At 60.2% G+C, this 25,656-nt stretch carries 29 protein-coding genes and 1 pseudogene; 11 read left to right on the top strand and 19 right to left on the bottom strand.

The window, feature by feature from the left end; all coding sequences use genetic code 11:
* Window positions 1-35 precede the first annotated feature (35 nt).
* Complete coding sequence (gene bcsN / locus PMI11_RS18570; RefSeq protein WP_007819954.1) at window positions 36-1,019, bottom strand: cellulose biosynthesis protein BcsN; 984 nt, start codon at window positions 1,017-1,019, stop codon at window positions 36-38.
* A 274-nt stretch (window positions 1,020-1,293) separates the two neighbouring features.
* Window positions 1,294-2,931 (bottom strand): response regulator, encoded by a 1,638-nt coding sequence (locus tag PMI11_RS18575; RefSeq protein WP_007819956.1) that lies wholly within the window; start codon window positions 2,929-2,931, stop codon window positions 1,294-1,296.
* 191 nt (window positions 2,932-3,122) lie between these two features.
* Between PMI11_RS18575 and PMI11_RS18580 the strand changes: the two genes are divergently transcribed.
* Window positions 3,123-3,464: a response regulator gene (locus PMI11_RS18580; protein WP_007819959.1), complete on the top strand. Its 342-nt coding sequence runs from the start codon at window positions 3,123-3,125 to the stop codon at window positions 3,462-3,464.
* 103 nt (window positions 3,465-3,567) lie between these two features.
* On the opposite strand, the gene PMI11_RS18585 is transcribed toward PMI11_RS18580, so the two are convergent.
* The 6 genes and pseudogenes from PMI11_RS18585 to PMI11_RS18610 form a co-directional block, all read right to left on the bottom strand.
* Window positions 3,568-4,104, bottom strand: coding sequence for a MerR family transcriptional regulator (locus PMI11_RS18585; RefSeq protein WP_007819961.1), 537 nt, complete (start codon window positions 4,102-4,104; stop codon window positions 3,568-3,570).
* Window positions 4,105-4,251: 147 nt separating this feature from the next.
* Window positions 4,252-4,590: an integration host factor subunit alpha gene (locus PMI11_RS18590; RefSeq protein ID WP_007819963.1), complete on the bottom strand. Its 339-nt coding sequence runs from the start codon at window positions 4,588-4,590 to the stop codon at window positions 4,252-4,254.
* A 106-nt stretch (window positions 4,591-4,696) separates the two neighbouring features.
* Window positions 4,697-5,668 (bottom strand): beta-ketoacyl-ACP synthase III, encoded by a 972-nt coding sequence (locus tag PMI11_RS18595; RefSeq protein ID WP_007819965.1) that lies wholly within the window; start codon window positions 5,666-5,668, stop codon window positions 4,697-4,699.
* A 19-nt stretch (window positions 5,669-5,687) separates the two neighbouring features.
* Window positions 5,688-6,734, bottom strand: a complete 1,047-nt coding sequence (gene plsX / locus PMI11_RS18600; RefSeq protein ID WP_007819967.1) for a phosphate acyltransferase PlsX — start codon at window positions 6,732-6,734, stop codon at window positions 5,688-5,690.
* A 101-nt stretch (window positions 6,735-6,835) separates the two neighbouring features.
* Window positions 6,836-7,390, bottom strand: coding sequence for a YceD family protein (locus tag PMI11_RS18605; RefSeq protein WP_007819968.1), 555 nt, complete (start codon window positions 7,388-7,390; stop codon window positions 6,836-6,838).
* Between the two features lie 11 nt (window positions 7,391-7,401).
* A pseudogene (locus tag PMI11_RS18610) lies at window positions 7,402-7,993 on the bottom strand (ubiquinol-cytochrome C chaperone family protein).
* 188 nt (window positions 7,994-8,181) lie between these two features.
* On the opposite strand from PMI11_RS18610, the gene PMI11_RS18615 reads away from it, so the two are divergent.
* On the top strand, window positions 8,182-8,715 hold the full coding sequence (locus tag PMI11_RS18615; protein WP_007819972.1) for an outer membrane protein assembly factor BamE: 534 nt from the start codon (window positions 8,182-8,184) through the stop codon (window positions 8,713-8,715).
* Window positions 8,716-8,789: 74 nt separating this feature from the next.
* On the opposite strand, the gene PMI11_RS18620 is transcribed toward PMI11_RS18615, so the two are convergent.
* The 3 genes from PMI11_RS18620 to ribH all read right to left on the bottom strand — a co-directional run bounded on the left by PMI11_RS18620 (window position 8,790) and on the right by ribH (window position 12,065).
* Window positions 8,790-10,928, bottom strand: coding sequence for a sodium-translocating pyrophosphatase (locus PMI11_RS18620; protein WP_007819974.1), 2,139 nt, complete (start codon window positions 10,926-10,928; stop codon window positions 8,790-8,792).
* A 195-nt stretch (window positions 10,929-11,123) separates the two neighbouring features.
* Entirely contained in the window at window positions 11,124-11,606 is a 483-nt protein-coding gene (gene nusB / locus PMI11_RS18625) for a transcription antitermination factor NusB (protein WP_007819976.1), read from the bottom strand.
* 3 nt (window positions 11,607-11,609) lie between these two features.
* Window positions 11,610-12,065 (bottom strand): 6,7-dimethyl-8-ribityllumazine synthase, encoded by a 456-nt coding sequence (ribH, locus tag PMI11_RS18630; protein ID WP_007819979.1) that lies wholly within the window; start codon window positions 12,063-12,065, stop codon window positions 11,610-11,612.
* 343 nt (window positions 12,066-12,408) lie between these two features.
* On the opposite strand from ribH, the gene PMI11_RS18635 reads away from it, so the two are divergent.
* The 3 genes from PMI11_RS18635 (at window position 12,409) to PMI11_RS18645 (ending at window position 13,942) form a co-directional block, all read left to right on the top strand.
* A complete protein-coding gene (locus tag PMI11_RS18635) occupies window positions 12,409-12,765 on the top strand; it encodes a hypothetical protein (RefSeq protein WP_007819981.1) in 357 nt (118 codons plus the stop codon).
* Between the two features lie 123 nt (window positions 12,766-12,888).
* Complete coding sequence (locus PMI11_RS18640; protein ID WP_007819989.1) at window positions 12,889-13,383, top strand: cupin domain-containing protein; 495 nt, start codon at window positions 12,889-12,891, stop codon at window positions 13,381-13,383.
* Window positions 13,384-13,426: 43 nt separating this feature from the next.
* Window positions 13,427-13,942 carry a GNAT family N-acetyltransferase gene (locus PMI11_RS18645; protein WP_007819990.1) on the top strand — a complete coding sequence of 172 codons (516 nt, stop codon included), beginning with the start codon at window positions 13,427-13,429 and terminating at the stop codon, window positions 13,940-13,942.
* Here PMI11_RS18645 and PMI11_RS18650 read toward each other — a convergent pair.
* From PMI11_RS18650 to PMI11_RS18680, 7 genes are all read right to left on the bottom strand, one after another.
* Complete coding sequence (locus tag PMI11_RS18650; protein ID WP_007819991.1) at window positions 13,923-14,543, bottom strand: riboflavin synthase; 621 nt, start codon at window positions 14,541-14,543, stop codon at window positions 13,923-13,925. The genes PMI11_RS18645 and PMI11_RS18650 overlap by 20 nt on opposite strands.
* Window positions 14,543-15,865: a bifunctional diaminohydroxyphosphoribosylaminopyrimidine deaminase/5-amino-6-(5-phosphoribosylamino)uracil reductase RibD gene (gene ribD, locus PMI11_RS18655; protein WP_007819992.1), complete on the bottom strand. Its 1,323-nt coding sequence runs from the start codon at window positions 15,863-15,865 to the stop codon at window positions 14,543-14,545. The genes PMI11_RS18650 and ribD overlap by 1 nt, the downstream gene beginning before the upstream one ends.
* A gap of 2 nt (window positions 15,866-15,867) precedes the next feature.
* Complete coding sequence (nrdR, locus tag PMI11_RS18660) at window positions 15,868-16,344, bottom strand: transcriptional regulator NrdR (RefSeq protein ID WP_007819993.1); 477 nt, start codon at window positions 16,342-16,344, stop codon at window positions 15,868-15,870.
* A gap of 9 nt (window positions 16,345-16,353) precedes the next feature.
* The gene (glyA, locus tag PMI11_RS18665) at window positions 16,354-17,652 is read right to left on the bottom strand and encodes a serine hydroxymethyltransferase (RefSeq protein ID WP_007819994.1); all 1,299 of its coding nucleotides are present in this window, start codon (window positions 17,650-17,652) and stop codon (window positions 16,354-16,356) included.
* Between the two features lie 179 nt (window positions 17,653-17,831).
* Window positions 17,832-19,133 (bottom strand): L,D-transpeptidase family protein, encoded by a 1,302-nt coding sequence (locus PMI11_RS18670; protein ID WP_037071669.1) that lies wholly within the window; start codon window positions 19,131-19,133, stop codon window positions 17,832-17,834.
* Between the two features lie 646 nt (window positions 19,134-19,779).
* The gene (locus PMI11_RS18675; RefSeq protein WP_007819996.1) at window positions 19,780-20,292 is read right to left on the bottom strand and encodes a transcriptional regulator LdtR; all 513 of its coding nucleotides are present in this window, start codon (window positions 20,290-20,292) and stop codon (window positions 19,780-19,782) included.
* 128 nt (window positions 20,293-20,420) lie between these two features.
* Window positions 20,421-20,858 (bottom strand): DUF6163 family protein, encoded by a 438-nt coding sequence (locus PMI11_RS18680; protein WP_007819997.1) that lies wholly within the window; start codon window positions 20,856-20,858, stop codon window positions 20,421-20,423.
* Window positions 20,859-20,992: 134 nt separating this feature from the next.
* On the opposite strand from PMI11_RS18680, the gene hemB reads away from it, so the two are divergent.
* The 6 genes from hemB (at window position 20,993) to PMI11_RS18710 (ending at window position 25,044) form a co-directional block, all read left to right on the top strand.
* Window positions 20,993-22,006, top strand: coding sequence for a porphobilinogen synthase (gene hemB / locus PMI11_RS18685; protein ID WP_007819999.1), 1,014 nt, complete (start codon window positions 20,993-20,995; stop codon window positions 22,004-22,006).
* Between the two features lie 73 nt (window positions 22,007-22,079).
* Entirely contained in the window at window positions 22,080-22,538 is a 459-nt protein-coding gene (locus tag PMI11_RS18690; RefSeq protein WP_007820001.1) for an RDD family protein, read from the top strand.
* A 183-nt stretch (window positions 22,539-22,721) separates the two neighbouring features.
* Entirely contained in the window at window positions 22,722-23,498 is a 777-nt protein-coding gene (locus PMI11_RS18695; RefSeq protein ID WP_007820003.1) for an arginyltransferase, read from the top strand.
* The gene (locus PMI11_RS18700; protein ID WP_007820005.1) at window positions 23,498-24,376 is read left to right on the top strand and encodes a DMT family transporter; all 879 of its coding nucleotides are present in this window, start codon (window positions 23,498-23,500) and stop codon (window positions 24,374-24,376) included. Before PMI11_RS18695 ends, PMI11_RS18700 begins: the two co-directional genes overlap by 1 nt.
* Before the next feature lie 57 nt (window positions 24,377-24,433).
* Window positions 24,434-24,655: an AbrB/MazE/SpoVT family DNA-binding domain-containing protein gene (locus tag PMI11_RS18705; RefSeq protein WP_007820007.1), complete on the top strand. Its 222-nt coding sequence runs from the start codon at window positions 24,434-24,436 to the stop codon at window positions 24,653-24,655.
* A complete protein-coding gene (locus PMI11_RS18710; protein WP_007820008.1) occupies window positions 24,655-25,044 on the top strand; it encodes a type II toxin-antitoxin system death-on-curing family toxin in 390 nt (129 codons plus the stop codon). Before PMI11_RS18705 ends, PMI11_RS18710 begins: the two co-directional genes overlap by 1 nt.
* On the opposite strand, the gene PMI11_RS18715 is transcribed toward PMI11_RS18710, so the two are convergent.
* The gene (locus tag PMI11_RS18715) at window positions 25,034-25,531 is read right to left on the bottom strand and encodes an SRPBCC family protein (RefSeq protein ID WP_007820009.1); all 498 of its coding nucleotides are present in this window, start codon (window positions 25,529-25,531) and stop codon (window positions 25,034-25,036) included. The two genes, PMI11_RS18710 and PMI11_RS18715, sit on opposite strands and share 11 nt — an antisense overlap.
* Window positions 25,532-25,656 lie beyond the last annotated feature (125 nt).

Genomic DNA, 25,656 nt, shown 5'->3' on the forward strand with positions numbered 1-25,656 from the left:
TCAACCGCTGCGCATCGGCGCATTGGGCATATTTGCTATCTCTGGCAGGCGGCCGTCATGGCCGCATCGCCTATGCAATCAGGCGAAGGCACGGTCACACCGATCGGCCTCGCCGTTTGTTGGATCGGCGCCGGCGCCTCTGCCGGCGGCTCTATCGCATTCGTCTGCGTGTCGTCGGTCGGCAGCGGCACCCGGGGGCCGACAGGCGGCTGCAGGACCGGGACGGCGGATGCCGGCTGCGCCTGCACGCGGCGTACGGTTACGGCCCGTGACTGGCGGACCGCGGCAGGAGCGGGCTCGTAACCGATCGGCATCGTGGTCGGACGATAGCCGCCTTCATCGGGATAGATCGGAGCGCCGGTCTGGCCGAGCGCCGGATTGGCCGGTGGCGGAGTGCCATAGGGATTCCAGATATCGCCGTCGAAAGTGCCGATGACGGTGTAGCCGTAGACTATACCGAGAAGCTGGCGCTCGGTAGCGCGCGCATCGCAAAGGCGCAGGCGGATCTGGATCATGCCGAAGTTGCGCGCCTGCGTCTGCGCGGACCGGCTGGAGCGGATCTGCTGCCAGGCATAAATGCAGGTATCGCCGGTGCGGCTATAGCCCGAGGCATAACCGAAGGGACCGTAGCTGTTCTGCAGGAAGGTCGCGGATGTCGCCATCGGAACGCCGGGAACCGAGCGCGCCATCTCGCGGGCGATATCCCCTTCCCGGATCATCCTGTAGGAGGCGCTACCGGCCCCGGGATTGGCGCCGGATGCGCCAAGGAATTGAGCTTTCAGGAAATTCTGGCCCTGAACGGATGAGGACGTGAAGAGCGATATCGTCTGCTCCACACCGTTTCCGCGCTTTTGTTCTACGACGCTGACGATCGACGGGCCACCGGGGGGCGGCAGCACAAGCGCCTTTTCCGGCTCCACGGTCTCAGGCCCGGCAGGCTGACGCACTCCACCTGTCGACGTGCAGCCGGCTATCATGGCCGCAACGGCCACCACCGATATCGTCTTCGGAAAATGCATGTCCTGGCCGTTGCTATCGTATTTTTGATCTTTGTCTGAAGGGACAAAGCGCGACGAATTTCCGAATCAACAACCCCTATGTCGTTCATTAGGAATAAACGATGCTTATGGTTAACAAATGGTCAACATCTCGCCCACAGTTGAACCGGGTAAAATTGGCAGACGCTCTACTTTTACGGGCACTACCACAGGAGAGGAAATGAACGGCATCCGGCAAAGGACGGTCCGGAGGCTCTCAATCTTGTCAGCACGGCAATGAGGCTCTTCCCGGGCCTCACGCCTGTTCCGCGGGAGGCTTGCTGTTCAGCACTTCGCGGACCTTGTGGGCCAGCTGTTCCAGGCTGAAGGGCTTGGCAAGCAGCGAGACGCCGTGGTCCAGCACACCATTGTGAACAATGGCGTTGCGGGTGTAACCGGTCGTGTAGAGTATCCGGATCTCCGGCCACTTTTCCATGACGGCATCGGCAAGCTGGCGGCCATTCATCTGCGGCATGACGATATCGGTGAAGATGAGATCGACGCGCTCGTTCTGCAGAACGTCCAGCGCCTCGGGACCTCCGGCGGCCTGCAGCACGCTATAACCGAGTTCGCGCAGGCTTTCGGCCGTCATTTCCCGCACACTCTCGTCATCCTCGACCACGAGGATGGTATCCTCGATGCTCCCCTGCGGGATCGGTGTCATCGACGGCGCCGAAAAACGTGCGTCGCCCGGACCGACATGGCGCGGGAGATAGATCTTTACCGTCGTGCCACGATCGATCTCGGAATAGATCTTGATGTGTCCCCTGCTCTGCTTGACGTAGCCATAGACCTGGCTGAGGCCGAGGCCCGTGCCCTTGCCGGGACCCTTCGTGGTGAAAAAGGGATCAAAGGCGCGTTCCAGAACCTCGGGCGACATGCCGATGCCGGTATCGGTGATGCTGATCATCACATATTGGCCAGCCTCCACCTCCTGGTGCATGCGCGCATAACGATCGTCCAGTTCGGTATTGGCTGTCTCGATGGTCAGATGCCCGCCTTCAGGCATGGCGTCGCGCGCATTGACCGAGAGGTTGAGGATGGCATTTTCAAGCTGGCTCAAATCGGCGAAGGTCGTCCAGAGGCCACCCGCCAGAACCGCTTCGATCCTGATCTGCTCGCCCAGCATCCGGCGCAGCAGTTCCGACATGCCGCCGACCAGCTTGTTTGCATCTATGATTTCCGGCGCCAACGGCTGCTGGCGTGAAAAGGCAAGCAGGCGCGCGGTCAGCACCGCCGCGCGCTGCGCGCCGTCCCTGGCGCTCTGGATCGAGTTCAGGAGGCGTGGATCTTCCTTGCCGTTCAGCCGCCTCTGGGCAAGATCGAGGCTACCGACGATGATCGCCAGCATGTTGTTGAAGTCATGAGCGACGCCGCCGGTCAGCTGGCCGATGGTTTCCATCTTCTGCAACTGGCGCACCTGCGCCTGGGCGGCGGCATGGTCCGCCATCTCGCGTTTCAGTTCGCCGGTGCGCTGCGCAACCGTCTCTTCCAGTTTCCTGTTGAAATCGTTGAGCTCTCCGCGCAGACGCGCCTGCCGGCCGTGCGAGACGACGATCGCCTGCATCAGTCCGACGATGATGAATGCATTGACGACGAAGGTCGACAGGCCGATCCATTGGCCGAAGGTGACGGGCCAGAAGATATCGTGCGGCTCGACGAAGAACTGCTGGACGATGAAACCCGACAGAATGGCGGCGACCGCCCCTGGTCCGGCACCGCCGATGAAACTTGCGATCAGGACGGCGGGCAAGAAGCTCAGAAAGGGAAAGCCAGAGAGATAATCACCGGCAGCAATGCGCAGCAGGAAGGTGAATGCAACGGCGGCGACAGCGAGCGGATAGGTCAAACCCGGCCTATGACGCAGCCAGTCCGTGGCGCTCAACAAATCCATTTCCCAGCCTCTTCCCTTCCGTTACGAAAACGGCCCTCCAGCTTTTGCATATCGAATCCGGCCGGGCAATATGCCGTTTCTCGCACTACGGCGATCCAGCCTTGACGAGCAGCCGGCTCGGGACAGATAAGCCATGACACCCGGCAAAGGGCCTGGCACGGTCTACGCGAGGGTAAAGGGTGGACGAAACCATGAAAGACATATTCATCGTCGAAGACGATGCGCTGATCGCCATGCTCCTTGAGGAGATGCTCGAGGATCTCGGCTACCGCGTCAGTGCGAACGTTCCGGATCTGGAGCAGGCGCTCGATGCAGCCCAGAACAAAGAGTTCGACGCGGCTATCCTCGATGTATCATTGGCCGGAAAGAGTTCGCTGCCGGTCGCAAAGCTGCTCGAGGCGCTCGGCAAGCCCTATGTCTTTGCGACGGGATATGGCAGCGCGCCCGAAGGCAGCAATTCAAGCCAGCCTGTCCTGCGAAAACCGTTCCAGCTCTCCGATCTCGAAAAAGCGCTCAAAGGCATGCAGGCCTAAAGCGAATTGCGATCTTTCAAGTGCGCTTGCCGCGCGTCAGGTTCTTGTCTCACGCATGTCGTTACCGCAAAACCGCTGCGCAGTTTTGCGCGAGCGAGGTGCTTTAGCGCACCTGATCGAGAAGGCGCTTGCATTCCAGGAGATCGTAAAGCGCTTCCTGGAGCAGCGCACGATCCTCCTTACCGACACTCGACTTGCCGACCGAAATTTCCGGCTGATCATCCTCGCCGCTGACGAAATTGAAGAAGCGGCGCGTGATCGGCGGCTTTGCACGGCCGACGATCTGGTCCTCTTCCGCCATGGCGACGCGCGGTTCACCGGTATCATTCACGTTGCCCGAGAGCGCTTCGACGCTTGCAAGATCGCCGTGACCGACCGCGACGACAAACTTGTTGCCGTTGGTCTTCAGGAGCTTCTGCACGCCCTTGATCGTATAACCGTGATCGTAGAGCAGATGGCGGATGCCTTTCAAAAGGTCGACATCTTCTGGCCGGTAATAACGCCGGCCACCGCCACGCTTCATCGGCTTTATCTGCGGAAAACGGGTCTCCCAAAAGCGCAGCACATGCTGCGGCAGGTCGAGATCATCGGCAACTTCGCTGATGGTGCGAAAGGCATCCGGGCTCTTGTCCAACGTCATACTGCTACGCGACCTCGCGGATCGATCCAAACGGCGACTCACCATATTTCAACGGTTTGGAGCCGCGAATTCAAGTCACGTCTTCGCGTTGCGCACAGCAGGTGGAGCTACGCGGCAAAAAATTTCCGTTCAGCGGGAAAAAGATGATCAGGCAGCCGGGTTTTGCGGCTTGGTTTTGCCCTTGCGGGCAACATGGGATTTGAGAATGCGCGTCTTGAGCACATTCGAGGCCTTAAAGGTCATGACGCGGCGGGGAGAAATCGGAACTTCCTCACCGGTCTTCGGGTTGCGGCCGATACGCTCGTTCTTGTCGCGCACCTGGAAGGTTGCAAAGGAGGAAAGTTTGACGGTTTCGCCGCGCACGATGGCGTTGCAGATTTCGTCGATAACCGTTTCAACCAGCTCAGCAGATTCTGTCCGGGAGAGACCGACCTTCCGAAAAACGGATTCCGCCAGGTCTGCTCGCGTCACTGTCTTTCCGGTCATGGTTTCCCCGCCCAATAGAAAATATTTTGTGAAAGTGGACGAAGATTATTTGTCTTGTGCCTCACGGTCAAGCTCTTGTTCGCCGCCAGTTTTTTAGGATTTGTGCCTACCAGCGCAGCAAAACCGCGCCCCAGGTGAAGCCGCCGCCCATGGCTTCCAGCATCACGAGGTCGCCCTTCTTGATGCGTCCGTCGCCGGCAGCGGTCGCGAGTGCCAGCGGAATGGAGGCAGCAGACGTATTGCCGTGCAGATCGACGGTAATGACAACCTTTTCCGGGGCAATGTTCAGCTTCTTGGCCGAACCGTCGATGATGCGGCGATTGGCCTGGTGGGGGACCAGCCAGTCGAGATCATCAGAAGTCGTTCCGGTCGAATCGAAAGCGGCCTGGATGACGTCGGTAATCATGCCCACGGCATATTTGAAGACCTCGCGGCCTTCCATGCGCAGCTTGCCGACCGTACCCGTCGAGGACGGACCGCCGTCGACGTAGAGTTTTTCCTTGTGCGAACCGTCGGAACGCAGATGTGCGGTCAGCACGCCGCGATCTGCCGTCGTCCCCTCGCCTTCGGCCGCCTCCAACACGATCGCGCCGGCGCCGTCGCCAAAAAGCACGCAAGTGGTGCGGTCATTCCAATCGAGGATGCGGGAGAAGGTCTCAGCGCCGATGACGAGCACGCGCTTGGCAAGACCGCCGCGGATATATGCGTCAGCCGTCGTCACCGCATAGACGAAACCCGTGCAGACGGCCTGAACGTCGAAGGCGAAGCCATGCGCCATGCCGAGACGATTCTGGATGTTGACGGATGTCGCCGGGAAGGTGTTGTCAGGCGTCGAGGTGGCACAGATGATCATATCGATATCATCAGGCGTCAGCCCGCCATTTGCGAGCGCGGCACGCGCTGCCGCCTCGCCGAGCGAGGCCGTCGTTTCATCATCGCCGGCAATGTAACGCTGCCGGATGCCGGTACGCTGGACGATCCATTCGTCCGACGTGTCGACGACACCTTCCATTTCGCGGTTGGTCATCACGCGTTTCGGAAGTGCAGCTCCGAAGCCACGAACCACTGATCGGATCATATTGCTTGAATCCCGTCGCTCACGCGGCTTCCGGCCCCATCGGGGGCAGCCGCTTGGCATGATATTTTTTGAGATCGTTTTCTATTTTCTGGGTCAGGCCATTCTTGGCCATGTCATAACCGACTTCGATGGCCGCGGCTATACCTTCGGCATTCGCTCCACCATGGCTCTTGATGACGATGCCGTTCAAGCCAAGAAACACGCCGCCGTTGACCTTGCTCGGATCGAGCTTCTCGCGCAGCATGTCAAAGGCGCTCTTGGCGAAGAGATAGCCGATGCGGGCAAGCAGCGTGCGCGACATGGCGGCGCGCAGATAGGCGCCGATCTGCCGGGCCGTGCCTTCGGCCGCCTTCAGCGCGATATTGCCGGAAAAGCCTTCCACCACCACGACGTCGACCGTGCCCTTGCCGAGATCATCACCCTCGACGAAGCCGGAATATTCGAGCGAATCAAGATTGGCCTCGCGCAGCAGGCGACCGGCCTCCTTGACCTCTTCCTGGCCCTTGATTTCCTCGACGCCGACATTCAGCAGACCAACGGTCGGACGCTCCACTTCGAACAGGGCTCGCGCCATCGCGCCGCCCATGAGAGCAAAATCCATGAGCTGCTGCGAATCGGCGCCGATCGTGGCGCCCACGTCGAGCACGATGCTTTCGCCCTTCATCGTCGGCCAGATGGCGGCGATCGCCGGGCGTTCGATATTGGCCATCGTGCGCAGACAAAACTTGGCCATTGCCATGAGCGCGCCGGTGTTGCCGGCGGAAACGGCGACATCGGCCTCGCCCGACTTCACCGCTTCGATGGTGCGCCACATGGTGGAGACATAGCGGCCGCGGCGCAGCGCCTGGCTCGGCTTCTCTTCCATGCTGACGGCAAGTTCGCAATCGTGAAAGGTCGACTTTTCCCTGAGCTTGGGAAACTTCGCCAGAACCGGGTCGCACTGTTCCTTGATGCCGTAAAAGACGAAGGAAATATCCGGGTGCCTGTCCAGCGCCTTGGCGGCACCGGGGATGACAACCTGGGGACCAAAGTCGCCACCCATGAGGTCGAGAGATATTCTGATCACGCGTCCCTGATCCTTCTCTTTCGCCTCAGGGGCGAAATTTCGGCCAAAATACCGGTTTTGGCGTCGCTTACAACTGAATTATGGCAAATGCCGGGGATGCTTCAGTCCTTTTTCCAGTCCTTGAGCGCGGCGAATGCAGAGGGCTTCCGGTCATTTTCCCCCGTATCCTCGATGTGGGCCGCGAACTCCACGCCTTCCTTGCGCGGATAGGGATCGATGGCAAGTGCTGCGAATTCCGCGACGACCTCACCGGCATCAATCGTATCGCCGGTAAAGATCTCCGGCAGGTCCGGACCATCGGGATCCAGCACCATCTCACCAGTATCATTAGCCGGATGGCGGGCAAGCTTGGAATTTTCAGGCACGAAGATCTGCTCGAAGCTCTCGTCGATCTCGGATTCGACGGGCTCGAGGGTGACGATGCAGGACTGGACGATCTTCGCCTGCACGCGTCCCTTGACGCGGATACCGTCGCGCTTCCACCTGTTGATCTGCAGATCGGCATGGAGATCGTCCACCGATACGACGTTCCAGCTTTCGGCCAGCGCCTTCAGCTCATCCTTGTCGGCGCTCACGCGGACCTCGACCGGATTGGCAGAGATGTGTCCGACCTTGACCGGATAGGAAAAGGGAATCTCGCTCAGATCTTTCTTCATGATTCTACTCCTCAGGCGACCTCAGGAATCGTCGCCGAACCGGTGGCGATCGCCTCTTCGGGAATGGCCGACAGATGGGCTTCCGTCGCCATCATCCATTGCGCGAGACCGCTCATGTCGGCGGCCCCGGCGGTTTCGGGATAGATATTGCGCTGAAGCGCTGCGGAAAGAGCAGCGGCATCAGCGGCATCCATGGCCTTCGAATAGGCTTCCAGCCGGCCATAGAACATGCCCGCGAGCTTCTTCATGCGCTTCGGCACGCTGTTGTCGCCGATGCCGAGTTCGCGAATCGAATAGTCGATATCCTGAAAGAAGGCATCGACGATTTCCTGGGCGATCTCCTGGCCGCTTGTCCCGGAGGTGCGGGTGCGGCGGAAAAACAGGATCATGACAATCGACAGCATCTCGAAGCGGCCCATGACGGTATCGGGCACGTCAAGGCGCTCATAGAGCTCCGGCATGCGGGCAGCGGCCGTAAGAGCCGCATATTGCCGCTCGACGATGGTCTGGTTGCTGTTTCTCTTACCGAAGAGCCCGAAGATCATTTGTTTTTTCCGGAAATGCCGCATTCTTGGCGCCGAGCGGCACCGGGCCTTGTTGCATGATTTCGAAAGCTGGTTTACCGAAGCAGGCGCGAATTGCAATGCTGTTCGTGGCCGGTTTCGGGACAGGTGCGCTCCGGTGCACAACGAGGCGGATCGGGAGAGTTCGACCCCGGAATGGCCACAATGGTTTTGCAGGAGGAAGCACGCAGTATTTGGAATGGCTGCTATCGATACTCAAGGGAGTAGATGTCGTTGAAGAAACGGTATTTCAAGTCAGACATGAAATTCTTCAGCAATGCGGCCATAGCCATCATAATCGCCTCCACCACCGCCCTTTCAGGCTGCCAGACGAGCACCGTGCTGAACGGCGGCTATATCGTCGACCAGCAGTCGCTGGCGCTGGTGCCTGAGGGTTCCAGCCGCGAGCAGGTGCTGCTGTCGCTCGGCACACCGTCCACGACAGCAACCTTCGACGGCGAAGTCTTCTATTACATCTCGCAGCGCCGTCAGCGCTCGATGGCCTACCAGAAGCTGCGCGTCACCGACCAGAGCATTCTCGCCATCTATTTCGACAAGGACGGCGTCGTGACCCGCCGCGCCAACTACACCCTGCAGGACGGCAAGGTATTCGACACGATTGCCCGCGTTACGCCGACCGGCGGCCGCGAACTCACCTTCCTGCAGCAGATGCTGTCCGGCGGTAGCGCGGCCAATGCAGCCAAGAGCCTCTTCGGCGGTGGCGCCGGCGGCACGCCGCAGAACCCGTCCAGCCTGCGCTAAAGCAAGCTGTTTCCGATACAGAAAAACCCGCCGGAGCGATCCGGCGGGTTTTTTCCTTCATTCGCTCAAATGTTTCAGCTTGCGAGAACCGCCAGCAGCAGCAGCGCCACGATATTGGTGATCTTGATCGCGGGGTTGACAGCGGGACCGGCCGTATCCTTGTAGGGATCGCCGACGGTATCGCCCGTCACCGATGCCTTGTGAGCATCCGAGCCCTTCATGTGGCGAACGCCGTCCTTGTCAACGAAGCCGTCTTCGAAGCTCTTCTTGGCATTATCCCATGCACCGCCACCCGAGGTCATCGAGATCGCGACGAAGAGGCCGTTGATGATGACGCCGAGCAGCGATGCGCCAAGTGCTGCAAAGGCTGACGCTTTGGAGCCGGAGATGATGAGCACGCCGAAATAGACGACGATAGGCGCCAGCACCGGCAGCAGCGACGGAATGATCATTTCGCGGATCGCGGCCTTGGTCAGAAGATCGACGGCGCGGCCGTAATCAGGCTTTTCCGTGCCCTGCATGATGCCCGGCTTTTCGCGGAACTGCTTGCGCACTTCCTCGACGATCGCGCCGGCGGCGCGGCCGACAGCGGTCATGGCGATGCCGCCGAAGAGATAGGGAATCAGGCCGCCGAACAGCAGACCGGCAACCACGTAGGGGTTCGACAGATCGAAGGAGATCGGGCCGATATTCTGGAAATACGGATACTGGTCGGGATGCGCGGCAAAATATTGCAGGTCGTTCGCATAGGCCGCAAAGAGCACCAGCGCGCCGAGACCGGCCGAACCAATCGCGTAACCCTTGGTGACGGCCTTCGTCGTATTGCCGACGGCATCGAGCGCGTCGGTGGACTTGCGCACTTCCGGCGGTAGGTGAGCCATTTCGGCGATGCCGCCGGCATTGTCCGTGACCGGGCCGAAGGCATCGAGCGCGACGATCATGCCGGCGAGGCCGAGCATGGCGGTGACCGCGATGCCGGTGCCGAAGAGGCCGCCGAGCTGATAGGTGGCAAGAATGCCGCCGACGATGACGATTGCCGGCAGGGCCGTCGATTCCAGGGATACCGCGAGGCCCTGGATGACGTTGGTGCCGTGGCCGGTGACCGATGCCTGGGCGATCGAGACGACCGGGCGCTTGCCGGTGCCGGTATAATATTCGGTGATGACGACAATCAGCGCTGTGACGACGAGGCCGACGAGACCGCAGAAGAACAGCTTCGTGCCGGTGACATCAAAACCGGCGACCTGACCGAGCGAACCCCAACCGACCGTCAGCGAGGTTGCTGCGCCAAGACCGATGATCGACAGAAGGCCGGTCACGATGAGCCCCTTGTAGAGGGCGCCCATGATCGAACCGTTGGGGCCGAGCTTGACGAAGAAGGTGCCGATGATCGAGGTGATGATGCAGGCGCCGCAGATTGCCAGCGGATAGATCATAGCCGACTGCAGGATAGGTGCCCCGGCAAAGAAGATTGCCGCGAGAACCATCGTGGCGACGACGGACACCGCATAGGTTTCGAAGAGGTCTGCCGCCATGCCGGCGCAATCACCGACGTTGTCACCGACGTTGTCGGCAATGGTTGCGGGGTTGCGCGGATCGTCCTCCGGAATACCGGCTTCGACCTTGCCGACGAGATCGCCGCCGACGTCAGCACCCTTCGTAAAGATGCCGCCGCCGAGGCGGGCGAAGATCGAGATCAGCGAAGCGCCGAAGCCGAGCGACACGAGTGCGTCAATGACTTCGCGCGAGCCGGCCTCATGGCCGAGCACGATCGTCAGCACATAATAATAGATGGAGACGCCGAGCAGCGCGAGGCCGGCAACCAGAAGGCCGGTGATCGCGCCCGACTTGAAGGCAATGTCCAGGCCGGCCTTGAGGCTCGCGGATGCTGCCTGGGCGGTGCGCACATTGGCGCGGACAGAAACGTGCATGCCGATGAAGCCGGCAGCACCCGAGAGGACGGCGCCAATCAGGAAACCGATCGCGGCCGTAGCGGAAAGAAGCAGCCATGCTGCAATGAAAACAACAATGCCTACGATGGCAATGGTTCTATACTGACGCGTCAGATAGGCCTGTGCGCCCTCGCGGATATAGCCCGCGATCTCCTGCATGCGGCTGTTGCCCTGATCGGCAGCAAGCACCGACCGGGTTGCCCAGATGGCATAGACCACCGAGAGCAGGCCACATGCGATTACCAATAAAAGAATGGTCATTCGCTCTTTCCTCCCATAAGCCGGAACTCACTCCTTCTCCGGCGACGAATGCTGCTGAATCGACTCCTCTCCACAGAAACGCTCAACAGGCGTGCGGAGATTGCGTGGTCGATAACGTCGCGTCAAGACTGCAAAACTTCAAAAGCCTTGCAGTTCCGAAGAAAGAAAGGGAAGGATCGTTTGGCGGCTAAGTGCCTATTTCTTCTGGTCGCCGCGCACCTGCTTGGCGATGCGGTCCAGAACGGCATTGACGAGCTTCGGCTCATCGTCGTCGAAGAAGGCACGAGCGATCTCGACATATTCGGTAACGATGACGGCGACCGGCACGTCCTTGCGGTCGACGAGTTCGAAAACGCCGGCGCGCAGGATGGCGCGGACAGTGCTGTCCAGGCGCGACAGCGCCCAATCGTCCTGCAGAGCAGAGGCGATCAGCGGATCGAGGCGGAGCTGGTCGCGCACGACGCCTGAGACGATCGAGCGGAACCAGCCGGCATCGGCCTTCAGATAGGTTTCGCCGTCAAGTTCCTGGCCGAGGCGGTGCGCCTCGTATTCCGCCACGATTTCCAGAACGCCGGTGCCGCCGATATCCATCTGATAAAGCGCCTGCACAGCCGCGAGGCGTGCAGCGCCTCGCTGGTTGGCAGCCTTGACCGGTCGTTCGGTATTTTCGTCAGTCATTCTTTATGCACCCAACTTCTTCTTCAGCTCGATCATGGTGAGAGCTGCACGGGCGGCGAAACCGCCCTTGTCCTTTTCCGAGCGGCGTGCGCGCACCCAGGCCTGTTCATCGTTCTCGACGGTCAGGATGCCGTTGCCGATGGCAAGGGATTCGCTGACGGCGAGATCCATAAGAGCGCGCGAGGACTCGTTCGACACGATGTCGAAATGATAGGTCTCGCCGCGGATGACCATGCCGAGTGCGACGAAACCGTCATACTGCGTGCCATCATTATCCGCGCCATCGAGCGCCATGGCAATCGTCGCCGGAATTTCCAGCGCGCCGGGCACAGTGACGACGTCAAAGGTTGCGCCCGCTTCTTCCAGCGCGAAGGTCGCGCCTTCCAGAAGAGCATCGGCCATGTCGTCATAGAAGCGTGCTTCGACGATCAAAATATGGGGAGCGGTCTCTTTCGGCATGGTTCACCTTCGGTTGGAGGGGCATTTTCCACTCGGGCAGGCCGCGGTCAAAACATGCCTTCGAGCGAATGGCAAGCAAATTCGGGCGACGCTCTGAAGGAAAGACAAAATATCTGCAATGGGATAGCTCGGCCGCACACTGTCGGGCGCAACCACGCAAAAAACATGCTTAGCCGGGTGACGCAATAACGGCAAATCCAAGGCAGAATTCATGAACAATTTGTAATTGATTTTCAGTGACTTAATCCATTGAAAGAACAATGCTGCAGCGCCAAATCTCAGTCGTAGCGCAGACGATCCCCTGTTGACAGCCGACCGTCGCAGCAGACGAAAGGATACCATCATGAACCGCCTTGCTAAAATCACCATTGCCGCCGCTTTCTCCTCCCTTGCATTTGCCGGCGTCAGCCGGGCTGAAAGCCTCGGCATGAATAGCGCCCAGGGTATCGAGCAGACGCTTCGCACCTTCCAGGGCGACTTCGACGTCCAACCGGTCTACAACTGGCACAATCTCGACGACGAGGACACCGGCCCGCGCTCTGTCCTTCAGCGCCCGCAAAGCGCTGTCCACGCCATCCAGGCCTCCATCGACGCCAACAGGTCGCTGGCACACAAGCTCAACAATGACGGCGTCAATATCCGTAATGTTGTGAACGCCGAACAGGCAGCCGACGGCAGCATTACGTTCTACGTTCGCTGAGGCTGCCAGCTTGGAAGGCGACATGGGCGGCTGATCTCCTCACCACCCATGCCGCCTTCTGTCGAAATCGCTGTTGCATTTTCCGCCTGATAGGATTGTCTTCTCGCCAAAACGGAGGACCCTATGGCGACGAACGCAAAACCGGTCATCAACACGGCCGATCTCTCCCTCGAACACTGGACCAGGGGAAGGCTCTTCGAGAGCCGCGACACGTCTTTCGGAAACGATTTGGGGCTTGCCAATCTCGGCATCAGCTACAGCGAAGTGCCACCAGGCAAATCCGGCTGCCCTTTTCACAACCACCATGTCGAGGACGAGCTCTTTTATATCATCGAGGGCACGGGCGAATATCGCTTCGGCGACCAGCGCTATCCGATCAAGAAGGGCGATGTGCTGGGCGCACCCTCGGGCGGACCGGAAACGGCGCATCAGATCATCAATACCGGATCAACGCCGCTCATCTATTTGGGCCTGTCGACCAAGGCGAAGACCGAGATCTGCGAATATCCCGATTCCGGCAAATTCCTCGCCAAGACCAATCGCGACGGCAGCTCCTTCGACCATATCGGCCGGGGAGAAAATGCGCTTGATTACTGGGACGGCGAGCCGGGCTTTTGATGAAAAGCACCGTCGTCACCCCTCACTTCAGAGCATCCTATCAATGATCGATATTCCGACACTGGAAACCGAACGGCTCATTCTGCGCGCGCACCGGCTCGATGATTTCGACGCGCATTTCGAACTCTGGCGCGACGAAGACGTCGTGCGCTTCATCGGCGGCGTGCCTTCTACCCGCGAACAAAGCTGGTCGCGCCTGCTGCGCCTTGCCGGCATGTGGCATCACATGGGCTTCGGTTTTTTCGCGATCGAAGAAAAGGATGGCGGCCGCTTCATCGGCGAAGCGGGTTTCCTCGAAGCGAAACGCGAGATGCAGCCTTCAATCGAAGGCACGATGGAGGTGGGCTGGGCGCTGATGCCTTCAGCCCATGGCAAGGGCTATGCCACGGAGGCGCTGAAGGCGATCATCGGCTGGGGCGAGAAGCAGTTTCCGGGACGGATGATGACCTGCATCATCAGCCCTGATAATGCGCCGTCGCTCAAGGTCGCGGACAAGCTCGGTTTCAGGGAAACGGCGCGGACCGACTATAACGGGCCGATCATTCAGTTTTCGCGGTAGGAAACTCGGCAAGACGAGCGGCATAACGCGCCATCGTATCGACCTCGAAATTGACGAAGTCGCCGGCCTTGCGCTCACCCCAGGTGGTGACCTCAAGCGTGTGGCGGATCAACAGTACGTCGAAATCCGTGCCATCGACGGTATTGACGGTGAGCGACGTGCCGTCGAGTGCGATGGAGCCCTTGGGTGCTACGAATTTCGCGAGATGGGCCGGCGCACGCAGACGATAGCGTGTGGCGTCGCCTTCTTCCGTCACCGACAGGATCTCGGCCTTGCCGTCGACATGGCCGGAGACGATGTGACCGCCAAGCTCGTCACCGATCTTCAGCGAACGCTCGAGATTGACATGGCTGCCCGCCTGCCAGGTGGAAATCGTGGTGAGCCGCAGCGCCTCTTCCCATGCCTCGACCTCGAACCAGCGGCCGTTGCTGCCATCCTGCGGCAGGCCGGTCACGGTAAGGCAGATACCGGAATGAGAGATGGAAGCGCCCATATCGATGGTCGCCGGGTCGTAATTCGTCGCGACGCGAAGCTTGATGCCTTCCTTCAGCGGCGAAACGGATTCGATCGTGCCGACATCAGTGACAATTCCGGTGAACATCAATTCTCTCTTTCGTATTCGTCCAGGCGATCCGCGCCGAATATGTAAGTGCCCCTGTGGGCGAAACCGGATGGTATGTCGGTTGCCTGCAGCGGGGATTCAATACCGCCCTCGCCGATGACGACAGGCGCCTGATAAAGCTGGATGCGATCGACTAGACCGGCTTCGAGGAAAAGCTTCGCGGTTTTCGCGCCGCCTTCGACCAGGAGCGAGGAAATACCGCGCGTGGCAAGCGCCGGCAGCAGGACTTCGGGGTGATAGGGATTGCAGTAGAGGATCTCGACGCCGGCGGCTTCGAGCGCGGCGCGGCGGGAGTCCATCTCGGTGGGGTCTGTGGGTGTGTTACCCCCCTCTGTCCTGCCGGACATCTCCCCCATAAGGGGGGAGATTGGCTGGGGGCTGGCTCGCCGTCCTACATCGTTGCTCGAAGCAGAGCCATCGTCACCAGAAGCTAGAGAATTCGGAGCGTGCTCCTTGCCGATCTCCCCCCTTGTGGGGGAGATGCCCGGCAGGGCAGAGGGGGGTAACCCTTCCTCCGACCCTAGCGGTGAAATCTCTTCGCTCGCCACCACAATCACCGGCACCTCCCGCGCCGTTTCGACAAGCTTGCTCGTCAGCGGCAGGGCCAGATTGGGGTCGAGCACGATGCGAACGGGTGATTGCTCCTCAAGACCCGGCATGCGCACGGTCAGCAATGGATCGTCAGCTATCGCCGTACCGATGCCGACAAGGATCGCATCGGTTTCTGCTCGCAGCGCCTGCACCTGGGCACGCGCTTCCGGACCTGTGATCGCCACCTGCCCTACCCCCTCGCGGCCGATCATGCCATCAGCGGAAACCGCAAGCTTGAGAGTCACATAGGGGCGGTTCTTCGTCTGGCGGGTGAGATAGCCTGACAGCGATTGCCTGCCCTCTTCCTCCAGCACGCCCGAGGTCACCTCGATGCCGGCATTGCGCAGCATGGAAATGCCGCGGCCGGAAACTCTGACATCGGGATCGGTGACGCTGATGACGACGCGGCCGACGCCATAAGCGATCAGGGCCTCGGCGCAGGGTGGCGTCTTGCCGTGATGCGAGCAGGGTTCGAGCGTGACATAGGCCGTCGCACCGCGGGCAAGTTCGCCGGCTTCGGCGAGCGCCTGCGGCTCGGCATGCGGGCGGCCGCCAAGCGCGGTCACGGCACGGCCGACGATCACGCCATCTCGAACGATGACGCACCCAACGGATGGGTTCGTGGAAGTCTGGCCAGTATGCCAGCGCGACAGGCGGATCGCGGCTGCCATGAAGCGTTCGTCCTCAGGCCGCGCGATCCCCTCGCCCATGGTCAGACGTCCAGTGGATCGCGGGCGATCTTGGCGTTGAGCTCGGCGATCAGTTTTTCGAAATCCTCGGCATGCGAGAAATCGCGATAGACCGAGGCGTAGCGCACGAAACCGACATCATCGAGGCTCTTCATGGCTTCGAGCACCTGCAGGCCGATCTGCTCGGAGGAGATTTCCGTCTCGCCCGAGCTTTCCAGCCGGCGCACGATGCCGGAGACGGCACGCTCGATACGGTCGCGGTCGACGGGCCGCTTGCGCAATGCCACATCGAAGGATCTGACCAGCTTATCACGATCGAAGGGAACCTTTCGGCCGGTCTTCTTCGTGACCATCAGCTCGCGCAGCTGCACACGCTCGAAGGTCGTGAAGCGGCCGCCGCAGTCCGGACAGATGCGGCGCCGGCGGATGGAGGTGTTATCCTCCGCCGGGCGTGAATCCTTGACCTGCGTATCTTCCGAACCGCAATAGGGGCAGCGCATGCCTACTCCTTAGCCCATGTAGTCATACATGGGGAAGCGATCAGTCAGATTCACTACCTTGCCGCGGACGGCAGCTTCGACGGCGGCATTGCCCTCGTCAGAATTGGCGACCTTCAGGCCATCGAGAACCTCGACGATGAGGTTGCCGATTTCGCGGAATTCCGCTTCCTTGAAGCCGCGCGTCGTGCCGGCCGGGGCGCCGAGGCGCACGCCCGAGGTGACGAAGGGCTTTTCGGGATCGAACGGGATGCCGTTCTTGTTGCAGGTGATGTAAGCGCGGCCGAGTGCGGCTTCCGCGCGCTTGCCGGTGGCGTTCTTCTTGCGCAGGTCGACCAGCATCAGGTGGTTATCCGTGCCGCCCGAGACGACGTCGAGACCGCCGGCAACGAGCGTTTCGGCCAGTGCCTTGGCATTCTTGACGACCTGGGCGGCGTATTCCTTGAACTCAGGCTGCAGGGCTTCGCCGAATGCAACGGCCTTAGCGGCGATAATGTGCATCAGCGGGCCGCCCTGGAGACCGGGGAAGACGGCCGAATTGAACTTCTTGGCCAGATCCTCGTCATTCGTCAGGATGACGCCGCCGCGCGGGCCACGGAGAGATTTGTGGGTTGTGGTGGTCGCGACATGGCAGTGCGGGAACGGCGACGGATGCACGCCACCGGCAACCAGACCAGCAATATGGGCCATATCGACCATCAGGTAGGCGCCGACCGAGTCAGCGATCTCGCGGAAGCGCTTCCAGTCCCAGATGCGGGAATAGGCGGTGCCGCCGGCGATGATGAGCTTCGGCTTGGTTTCCTTGGCCTTGCGCTCGACTTCGTCCATGTCGAGCAGGTTGTCGCCTTCGCGCACGCCGTAGGACACGACATTGAACCACTTACCGGACATGTTGACTGGCGAACCATGCGTCAGGTGACCGCCGGAGTTCAGGTCGAGACCCATGAACGTATCGCCCGGCTGCAGCAGCGCCAGGAACACGGCCTGGTTCATCTGCGAACCGGAATTCGGCTGAACGTTGGCGAAATTGACGCCGAAGAGCTTCTTGGCGCGCTCGATCGCCAGTTCCTCGGCGATATCGACGAACTGGCAGCCGCCGTAATAGCGCTTGCCCGGATAACCCTCGGCGTATTTGTTGGTCATGATGGAGCCCTGGGCTTCCAGAACGGCGCGGGAAACGATGTTCTCGGATGCGATCAGTTCGATCTCATGCCGTTGACGACCGAGTTCCTTTCCGATCGCGCCGAAGATTTCCGGATCGACGTCCGCAAGCGAGCGATTGAAGAAGGATTCGGTGGAAGCATTGGTCATGGGCTGGCTCCTTCACTGGAATGCGGAAGGTATTAGCCTTCCGCCGATGCGAGGGCAATACGAAGAACGACATTTGCTGGGCTAAGCGCGCGCGCCGAACAGTTTGCGTTGGCATGGTCCGCTGGAATGAAAAAAGCCGCGCACATGGCGCGGCTTTTCGGGATCGTTTGATGTCCGGATTACTGGACCGGCTGTTCCGTACCCGAGGTCGTGTCGAGCGCCAATTCGGCATTGCCGTCCATCTCGTAAATGTCGTCACGGAACTGGACGACGCCGTCGGGCATGCCCCAGGCGGAGATATAGACGAAATAAACAGGAACTTCGACGGCGAGCTTGATCGGCGTGTTGGTGCCGCTCGCGATCACCTGTTCCATCTGCTGGCGGTTCCAGCCGGGGGTCTCGCGCAGCAGCCAGTTCGACAGATCGCGCACGTTCTGGACGCGCACGCAGCCGGACGATTCGAAGCGCATGAGCTTGTTGAACAGGCCCTGCTGCGGCGTGTCGTGCATGTACTCGCCGTTCTTGTTGTAGAAGTTGATCTTCGTGGACGCCATGGCGTTGATCTTGCCCGGGTCCTGACGGAACATCAGGTTCGGCGCCTCGCCGTTCCAGTCGACGGTCTCGGGGGCGACTTCGTTGCCCTTGCCGTCGATCAGGCGGATGGCGTTCTTTTCGAGATAGGTCGGATCCTTGCGCATCAGCGGCACGATGTCCTTCTCGACGATCGAGCGGGGTGCCGTCCAGTACGGGTTGAGGATGACTTCGTAGACCTTCGAGTTGACGAGATGCGTCGGGCGGCTAAGACGGCCGACAACCGCGGTATGGCGCGTCGCAACGCTGCCGTCTTCGACGGCTTCCACATAGGCGGCCGGAATGTTGACCATCAGGTGACGGCGGCCCAGATCTTCCGGGAAGGTCTGCAGGCGGATGAGGTTGGTGTTCAGCTGCTGCAGGCGCACATCGGCCGGGATGTTCATCGCCTTCAGCGTGAATTCGCCGAGCACACCATCGGCCGGCAGGCCGTGGCGGGCCTGGAAGCGCTTGACGGCGCCATCGACATAAGAATCGAAAGCATTGGAAAGACCAGCCTCACGCGGCAGGTCGCCGGTGATCGCCAGACGCTGTCGCAGGGCCTGGACGGTGGGGGAGCTGACGCCGAGCTGCAGGCGCTGATCGCCCGGATTGACCTCGGGCCAGCCGCCGGCGGACGCGATCTGCTGATACTGCATGATCGCCTGCTGCGTGCTCGGCACCGACTGGGGGCTGAGGATCGGCGTATTGGAGAGAACGGCAGTCGCCGTGCGCGAGGCTGCCTTGGCATCGAACTGGTCGTCCCAATTGCCGCGTTTCGGGGCATTCAGGAGCCCATCGAGCGCCGATTGCGCGAATGCAGGTGCGGCAAGCGCGCCGGCACCAACCGTTGCCGCCGACGCCAGGAAGGCGCGGCGCGAGAGAGCTTCAATTCCGTTTTTTTTAGACATTCGTCCCAACCACTCAATGCCACGGTGGAGGAAGCCGCGGCCCTTTGCGATATCCTGCGCCTTAACGCAGATCCCTATCCGTTCGTTCTTCCGGCGCACCTGGAAATTCCGCCAGTCCCATCACAAGATCGCGAGGAGCAAACTTGGATGGTGCCAATGGTCCATCGAGGACGCCGGCTATAGAATATTCCGCTGTCACACCAATATGGCCAATTCGTGTTTCCGGACCGCAAGACAGACTGCCGGTTGCCGGAGACCGCACTCAACGAACCATAAGACGGGTAAACTGTGCTGGTTAATAACGACTAAAAAACGGCTTGAATACCGGGCTTTGCGCTTGTCTGGCGTGCGTTGCAAAGATGCCACGCAGGGGTGAGCGGATGCCTTTGAGCGTTATCAAGGTGTCCGGCCGAGCGGAAGGCCGGCACGCTTCCGCCTCACCAACAGTAGGTCTGCAGCGCAACGGCAGAAAAGCGCGTCGCGGAGGGAAACCGCGCGCGCTTCAGGTGCCGATTGGAGGTCGGAAATCGCCGGCATTCAAGCGGCGCGCAATCCGCGCCACCTGTGCCATTTCGTGCCCCGTTGATGCGGCCAGCGCCGGTCGGGACATTCTGCTATTCATGCCTGGAGACAGATCGTCGCCATCTTACAGGCGATAAAGGATCTGATCGTTCCAGAAGCGATCCAGACGCTGCAGGAGCTTGTTCATCTGGGTGAACTCGTCAGTGCCGATGCCGCCAACCTTGTCGATCGAGGCGATGTGGCGTTCGTAGAGCCGGGCCACCGTTTCGGCGATGTCCTGGCCGGTTTCGGTCAGGCTGATGCGGACCGAGCGGCGGTCAATGCGCGAGCGCTGGTGGTTGATGAAGCCGAGGTCGACCAGTTTCTTGACGTTGTAGGAAACGTTCGAGCCGAGATAGTAGCCGCGGGAACGCAGCTCGCCGGCGGTCAGCTCGGAGTTGCCGATATTGAAGAGGAGAAGCGCCTGGATGGCGTTGACGTCGCTGCGGCCCTGACGGTCGAACTCGTCCTTGATGACGTCGAGAAGACGGCGATGAAGACGTTCAACAAGATGAAGGGATTCCATGTAAAGATCACGGATGCCCTGATCCTGCGCATGGAAAGTCGATGCCGCCTGCGGCTTGATTTTCGTGTTCATTTGACTGCCTCACTGTTTTGTTTGGCGGTGTCGTTTTCTTCCCGCCTTGAGTGAGACCCTATCGAATACATATAAAATTCGACTTAAACCGCAGGCTTAACAGAGGCTTACGAAAAGCTCTCGATGTATCAGGGTAAATCAACGCTTACCTGACGCCGCTGCCGGCGCCGCTCCAGCCACAGGGAAAGCCTGAAAATCCAGTAGATTACGGCCACGATCACATGCAGCAGGATGATCAGCCGGTTGGGTCCGAAGATTTGCGGCAGCAGGCCGTACATGAGGATCTGGCCGCCGGCGGCCAGCACCCAGATGACCGGTCCCCAGGAAACGGTGAGCCAGAGGCCGAGCGAGGCGACTGGGAAAAGAACGGCAAGGGAGGTGCTTGCGACCTTCCACGGCAGGCTCAGCAGATCGAAGCGGCCGGCGCCAACGAGCGAGTAGCCGACGAGCATCGCCCAATATTGCAGGCCGAACCAGAAGCAGGAAACGGCAACGAGCCGCAAGAAGAAGATAAAGAGGATATCCGTCAGCGTCCGCTTCGGTATCGTCGGAGAATCGGTTTCCATGGCGGGACATCACACTCGAGTTGCGGCTTCAGTTGTTCGGCTTTCATCCGCCGCGGCCAATCGTCCGGTTTGGATTTTCCGGGGCGCATGATAATGAGCGCTCCGATAAATGGAATGGCCCAGGGACAGATATCATGCAGGACAAGACGCATCTCGTCGATGAAATCACCGGTCACCGCCGTATGCGGCGCAACCGCAAGGCGGACTGGACGCGCCGGCTGGTGCAGGAAAACCGCCTGACGGTTGACGATCTGATCTGGCCGATCTTCATCGTTCCGGGGACCGGCATCGTCGATCCGATCGCCGCCATGCCGGGCGTGAACCGCATGAGCGTCGACAAGGCGGTCGAAGCGGCGAAGGAAGCTGCCGATCTCGGCATCCCGGCGCTTGCCACTTTCCCCGACATCGAGATGGAATTGCGCGACGAAACGGGCTCCAACAGCCTGGTTGCCAATAACCTCATCAATCAGACGACGGCCGCCATCAAAAAGGCGGTACCCAATATCGGCATTATTACCGATGTGGCGCTCGACCCCTTCACCAGTCACGGGCATGACGGCATCCTGCGCGATGGCGAGATCGTCAATGACGAAACGGTCGACCAGGTGGTCAAGGCGGCGATCCTGCAGGCCGATGCCGGCGCCGATATCATCGCCCCTTCCGAGATGATGGACGGGCGCATCGGCGCGATCCGCCGCGGGCTCGATGCCGCCGGACACCAGAGCGTCGGCATCATGTCCTATGCCACGAAATTCTCCTCCGGCTTTTACGGTCCCTATCGCGAAGCGATCAACACCAAGGGCCTGTTGAAGGGCGACAAGAACAGCTATTACATCAATCCGGCAAACGGCACCGAAGCCATCCGCGATGCCGCCCTCGATGTCGAGGAAGGCGCAGACATGCTGATGGTCAAGCCGGGGCTTGCCTATCTCGATATCTGCTGGCGCGTGAAGGAGGCCTTCGGCCTGCCGACCTTCGCCTATCAGGTCTCAGGCGAATATTCGCAGATCAAGGCTGCGGCGATGAACGGCTGGATCGATGGCGAGCGGATCATGATGGAGACGCTGCTTGCCTTCAAGCGCGCAGGCTGCGACGGCATCCTCACCTATTTTGCGCCGGAAGTGGCGAAAATCCTCGCAAAAAGGTGATTTTCTGGCGAATTATTGTATTTCCCCCTGACGATACCATATCAGCGGCATCGTCTTTCGAAGGGAGATATGGATGAGCTACAACCCCAATCCGCTTTATGCCGCACCGGAGGACTGGCGCGCCTATAGTGGTGTGCTCAGCCGTCGCGTCTTCGCATTCATCCTCGACTATGTCATCGTCGCCCTGCTCTGCATTCCAGCGGCGATCGTGGTGTTCTTCCTGGGAATCGTGACTCTCGGGCTCGGCTTCATTCTTTATCCGGCGCTGTTCGTCATCGTCGCCGGCCTCTATTTCGGCATGACCGTCGGCGGCCCCTCGCAGGCCTCGCTGGGCATGCGCGCGATGGGCATCGCGATCGTGCGTGTCGACGGACGGCCAATGGACTTCTTCATGGCGATTGCGCATCTGGCGCTGTTCTGGATCCTGAACTCGGTGCTGACGCCGCTGATTCTGCTGGTCGGCCTCTTCACGGAACGCTCGCGCCTGCTGCACGATTTCCTCGTCGGCACGGCAACGATCCGCACCAGCTGATTCTCCTCCCGGCGGGGACGAAATAAAGTCTCCGCCCGCCCTTTGCCGGCCACAAAAGGACGCCATATCCAAGAAATCGAATATTCGATTGCGCGGCACTGAATGCCGTGCTGTTGACGTTTTTTATTCTTGCGTCATGCTGTCAGAAATGACAGGCGCCCCGAAAGGAAATCTCCGCAAGAGATGAATACGCAGACCACGCCATCCCCTCAGTTTTATCTGACGGCTCCGGCTACCTGTCCGTATCTGCCGCATGAGATGGAGCGTAAGGTCTTCACCCATCTCGTCGGCCCCCGGGCGGCGGAGATGAACGATATCCTGACCCAGGGTGGCTTCCGCCGTTCGCAGAACATCGCCTACCGTCCCGCCTGCGAGGCCTGTCGCGCCTGTGTGTCCGTGCGCATCCTGACGCAGGAATTCGAACCCACCAAATCGATGAAGCGGGTGATGGCGAGCAATTCCGATATCATCGCCACGGAATTTCCGGCCCAGCCGTCAAGCGAGCAATATTCCCTCTTCCGCCGTTACCTCGACTATCGTCACCAGCAGGGCGGCATGTCCGACATGACCGTGCTCGATTATGCGATCATGGTGGAAGACACGCATGTGAACACCAAGATCATCGAATACCGCCGGCGCGAGGAAGGCTCCGGGCTGGAAACGCGGCCGAAGGGCGAGTTGCTCGCCGCCGCGCTGACCGACACGATGAACGACGGTCTCTCCATGGTCTATTCCTACTTCAATCCCGATCTCGACCGCCGTTCGCTCGGCACCTTCATGATCCTCGATCATGTGCGCCGCACGAGAGCGCTCGGCCTGCCGCATGTCTATCTCGGCTACTGGGTTCAAGGTTCACGGAAGATGGATTACAAGACACGCTTCCAGCCGCAGGAACATCTGACGCCGCGCGGCTGGGAACGCTTCGACCCCTCTTCCCTCCAGGACGACCCGCAGGACTGATGCCCCTTCCCCACCTTTCCGATCATCGGAAAGGCCTGCTGCTGACAGCAGTCGGCGGGCTGGCGCTTTCCATGGACATTCCGCTCGTTCGCCTTGCCGATGGCGAGATCTGGTCGATCCTCACCGCGCGGAGCGTGGCGACGGTTCTTGCCACGTTCGTCATCCTGATTGCGATGCGCCTTTTCTCCGGCAGGTGGCCACTGCTCGTTCCGGGTCGCCCCGGTCTGCTGGCCGGGTTGCTCTACTGCCTCTCTTCCGTGACCTTCGTATTGGCAGTCTTCAACACGGCCACCGCCAATGTCGTTTTCATCGTCGCCTTCAATCCGATGTTCGGGGCGCTGCTGTCCTGGCTGTTTCTCAAGGAGAAGCCGCAGCCGGTAACTTTGATCACCATGCTGTTCATGTTCTTCGGCGTCGGGCTGATCGTACGCGAGGGACTTTCGAGCGGCCACGCCTTTGGCGACGCCATGGCACTTTTGAGCGCGCTGGTGCTTGCCGCCGCCATCACTGTCGGACGGGCCTCGCGCCGAGAGATGGGTTTCGTTCCGCTGCTTGCGGCAATCTTGCCAGCGGCACTCGGCCTGGCGCAGGTCCTGCCTTCAGGACTCTCAATCACTCATCCCGTCTGGATCGTCTTCAACGGCGCCATCATGATGCCGGTCGCCTTCTGGTGCCTCGCAACGGGACCGCGCTACCTCTCCGCGCCCGAGGTCGGCATGTTCTACCTGCTGGAAACGGTGCTTGCGCCGATCTGGGTCTGGCTAATCTTCGCTGAAACACCCGCCACCATGACGCTCGTCGGTGGTGCGATACTGGTTGCGGCGATTGCCGCCCATTCCGTCTGGATGGCGAAAGGCAAGAGCGTTCAGCCCGCTTGATCGGCGAGTGATTATGACCTATCTTCTGTTATAACTCTGTTATTACGGGAAGCGGCTATGAACGTCACCATCCGCAAAATCGGCAATTCGGAAGGGGTCATCATTCCGAAGGAGGTTCTGGACCGTTTCGGCCTGAAGGCTGGGGATTCCCTTGAGCTTCAGACCGAGGGCGGGACGCTCTACCTCACGCCCGTTGATGAAGATATTTCAGAAGAGCTAAATGCAGCCCGTCTGTTCATGGAAAAATATAAGGTCGCTCTCAAGAAGCTTGCAGAATAATGGCTTTTAAGTTTCTGAGCCGGCGACTTGTCGAGCAGATGCATGCGATGCAGATCGAACGCTTCGGCGGCCTCGCCGGCCTTCGGGATGAAGGTTCGCTGGAATCCGCACTCGGATGCCCGATCAACAAGGCAAACTACGGGTGTGACGACGTCATCGAACTGGCGGCCGCATATCTCTTCGGACTAGGACGCAATCACGCCTTTCTTGACGGAAATAAACGGATCGCCATTGTCAGCTGCGGCGTTTTTCTGCTTCGGCACGGTCATTCGATAGAAACCTCCGATGCGCTCCTCTACACCTTCGCCATGGGGATCGCCACGGGCGAAATCGACGAGGACGGCGCGACGCGCTTCCTACACGATCACACGATCCTGCTCATGCCATAGCGCCGGCGGACTGGCCTGCTTCGGGATTCGATCGTTTCGAACCGGCGGAAAGCTCCAGTTCCCGATCCAGCCCTTCGACAATATGCGTCCAGCCCTGGCGGGTCTTTTCCTCGTATTCCGCCCATTCCGCGCACATTTCATGCGTGAGGGTGAGGCGGCTGCCGCTGCCGAGCGGTTCGATATCGATTTCGACCCGATCGCAATTGTGGTCATGCTCCTCGACCGAAAAGCAGAAAACGATGTGTCTGGGGCGTTTCAATTCCAGGAATACGCCGTGATGAAAGGCGTCGCCGGTCGGGCGGCGGTCGACGATGATGAAGCGGCCACCAACGCGCGGCTCGATATCGGCGCGGATGACATGGCCGTCGTCGGTCGCGAATAAAAAGCGGCGGGCGATTTCGGGATTGAGCCAGGCATCATAAATCGTGGCGGGCGGCGCCCTGTAGCTGTGGGAGACATGCAGTTTGATGGTATTGGCGGTAGACATCGGCGTTCCTCCGTTGGTGGGCCTCCGTTGTTGGGGCCTCCATTGTTCGCGCGCGCTCCCAAGCGCACGGCTTATTGCCATCCCGCCCGCCCACGGAACGACACTGCCCTTCTTGTTGGCCCTTC

This window comes from Rhizobium sp. CF142 (assembly GCF_000281145.1).
Classification (GTDB): Bacteria; Pseudomonadota; Alphaproteobacteria; order Rhizobiales; family Rhizobiaceae; genus Rhizobium.

Bases quoted from the DNA above. Each gene is read 5' to 3' on its own strand.
- PMI11_RS18585 (WP_007819961.1), bottom strand. From the start codon at position 4,104: ATGACGTTGGACAAGAGCCCGGATGCCTTTCGCACCATCAGCGAAGTT.
- PMI11_RS18680 (WP_007819997.1), bottom strand. From the start codon at position 20,858: ATGGAAACCGATTCTCCGACGATACCGAAGCGGACGCTGACGGATATC.
- PMI11_RS18635 (WP_007819981.1), top strand. From the start codon at position 12,409: ATGAACCGCCTTGCTAAAATCACCATTGCCGCCGCTTTCTCCTCCCTT.
- ribH (WP_007819979.1), bottom strand. From the start codon at position 12,065: ATGCCGAAAGAGACCGCTCCCCATATTTTGATCGTCGAAGCACGCTTC.
- nrdR (WP_007819993.1), bottom strand. From the start codon at position 16,344: ATGCGCTGCCCCTATTGCGGTTCGGAAGATACGCAGGTCAAGGATTCA.
- PMI11_RS18595 (WP_007819965.1), bottom strand. From the start codon at position 5,668: ATGATCCGATCAGTGGTTCGTGGCTTCGGAGCTGCACTTCCGAAACGC.
- glyA (WP_007819994.1), bottom strand. From the start codon at position 17,652: ATGACCAATGCTTCCACCGAATCCTTCTTCAATCGCTCGCTTGCGGAC.
- PMI11_RS18695 (WP_007820003.1), top strand. From the start codon at position 22,722: ATGAATACGCAGACCACGCCATCCCCTCAGTTTTATCTGACGGCTCCG.
- PMI11_RS18645 (WP_007819990.1), top strand. From the start codon at position 13,427: ATGATCGATATTCCGACACTGGAAACCGAACGGCTCATTCTGCGCGCG.
- PMI11_RS18675 (WP_007819996.1), bottom strand. From the start codon at position 20,292: ATGAACACGAAAATCAAGCCGCAGGCGGCATCGACTTTCCATGCGCAG.
- PMI11_RS18605 (WP_007819968.1), bottom strand. From the start codon at position 7,390: ATGAAGAAAGATCTGAGCGAGATTCCCTTTTCCTATCCGGTCAAGGTC.
- PMI11_RS18705 (WP_007820007.1), top strand. From the start codon at position 24,434: ATGAACGTCACCATCCGCAAAATCGGCAATTCGGAAGGGGTCATCATT.
- PMI11_RS18590 (WP_007819963.1), bottom strand. From the start codon at position 4,590: ATGACCGGAAAGACAGTGACGCGAGCAGACCTGGCGGAATCCGTTTTT.
- PMI11_RS18615 (WP_007819972.1), top strand. From the start codon at position 8,182: ATGTCGTTGAAGAAACGGTATTTCAAGTCAGACATGAAATTCTTCAGC.
- PMI11_RS18575 (WP_007819956.1), bottom strand. From the start codon at position 2,931: ATGGATTTGTTGAGCGCCACGGACTGGCTGCGTCATAGGCCGGGTTTG.
- ribD (WP_007819992.1), bottom strand. From the start codon at position 15,865: ATGGGCGAGGGGATCGCGCGGCCTGAGGACGAACGCTTCATGGCAGCC.
- PMI11_RS18620 (WP_007819974.1), bottom strand. From the start codon at position 10,928: ATGACCATTCTTTTATTGGTAATCGCATGTGGCCTGCTCTCGGTGGTC.
- PMI11_RS18650 (WP_007819991.1), bottom strand. From the start codon at position 14,543: ATGTTCACCGGAATTGTCACTGATGTCGGCACGATCGAATCCGTTTCG.
- PMI11_RS18670 (WP_037071669.1), bottom strand. From the start codon at position 19,133: ATGTCTAAAAAAAACGGAATTGAAGCTCTCTCGCGCCGCGCCTTCCTG.
- PMI11_RS18580 (WP_007819959.1), top strand. From the start codon at position 3,123: ATGAAAGACATATTCATCGTCGAAGACGATGCGCTGATCGCCATGCTC.
- PMI11_RS18710 (WP_007820008.1), top strand. From the start codon at position 24,655: ATGGCTTTTAAGTTTCTGAGCCGGCGACTTGTCGAGCAGATGCATGCG.
- PMI11_RS18690 (WP_007820001.1), top strand. From the start codon at position 22,080: ATGAGCTACAACCCCAATCCGCTTTATGCCGCACCGGAGGACTGGCGC.
- PMI11_RS18700 (WP_007820005.1), top strand. From the start codon at position 23,498: ATGCCCCTTCCCCACCTTTCCGATCATCGGAAAGGCCTGCTGCTGACA.
- nusB (WP_007819976.1), bottom strand. From the start codon at position 11,606: ATGACTGACGAAAATACCGAACGACCGGTCAAGGCTGCCAACCAGCGA.
- PMI11_RS18640 (WP_007819989.1), top strand. From the start codon at position 12,889: ATGGCGACGAACGCAAAACCGGTCATCAACACGGCCGATCTCTCCCTC.
- hemB (WP_007819999.1), top strand. From the start codon at position 20,993: ATGCAGGACAAGACGCATCTCGTCGATGAAATCACCGGTCACCGCCGT.
- PMI11_RS18715 (WP_007820009.1), bottom strand. From the start codon at position 25,531: ATGTCTACCGCCAATACCATCAAACTGCATGTCTCCCACAGCTACAGG.
- bcsN (WP_007819954.1), bottom strand. From the start codon at position 1,019: ATGCATTTTCCGAAGACGATATCGGTGGTGGCCGTTGCGGCCATGATA.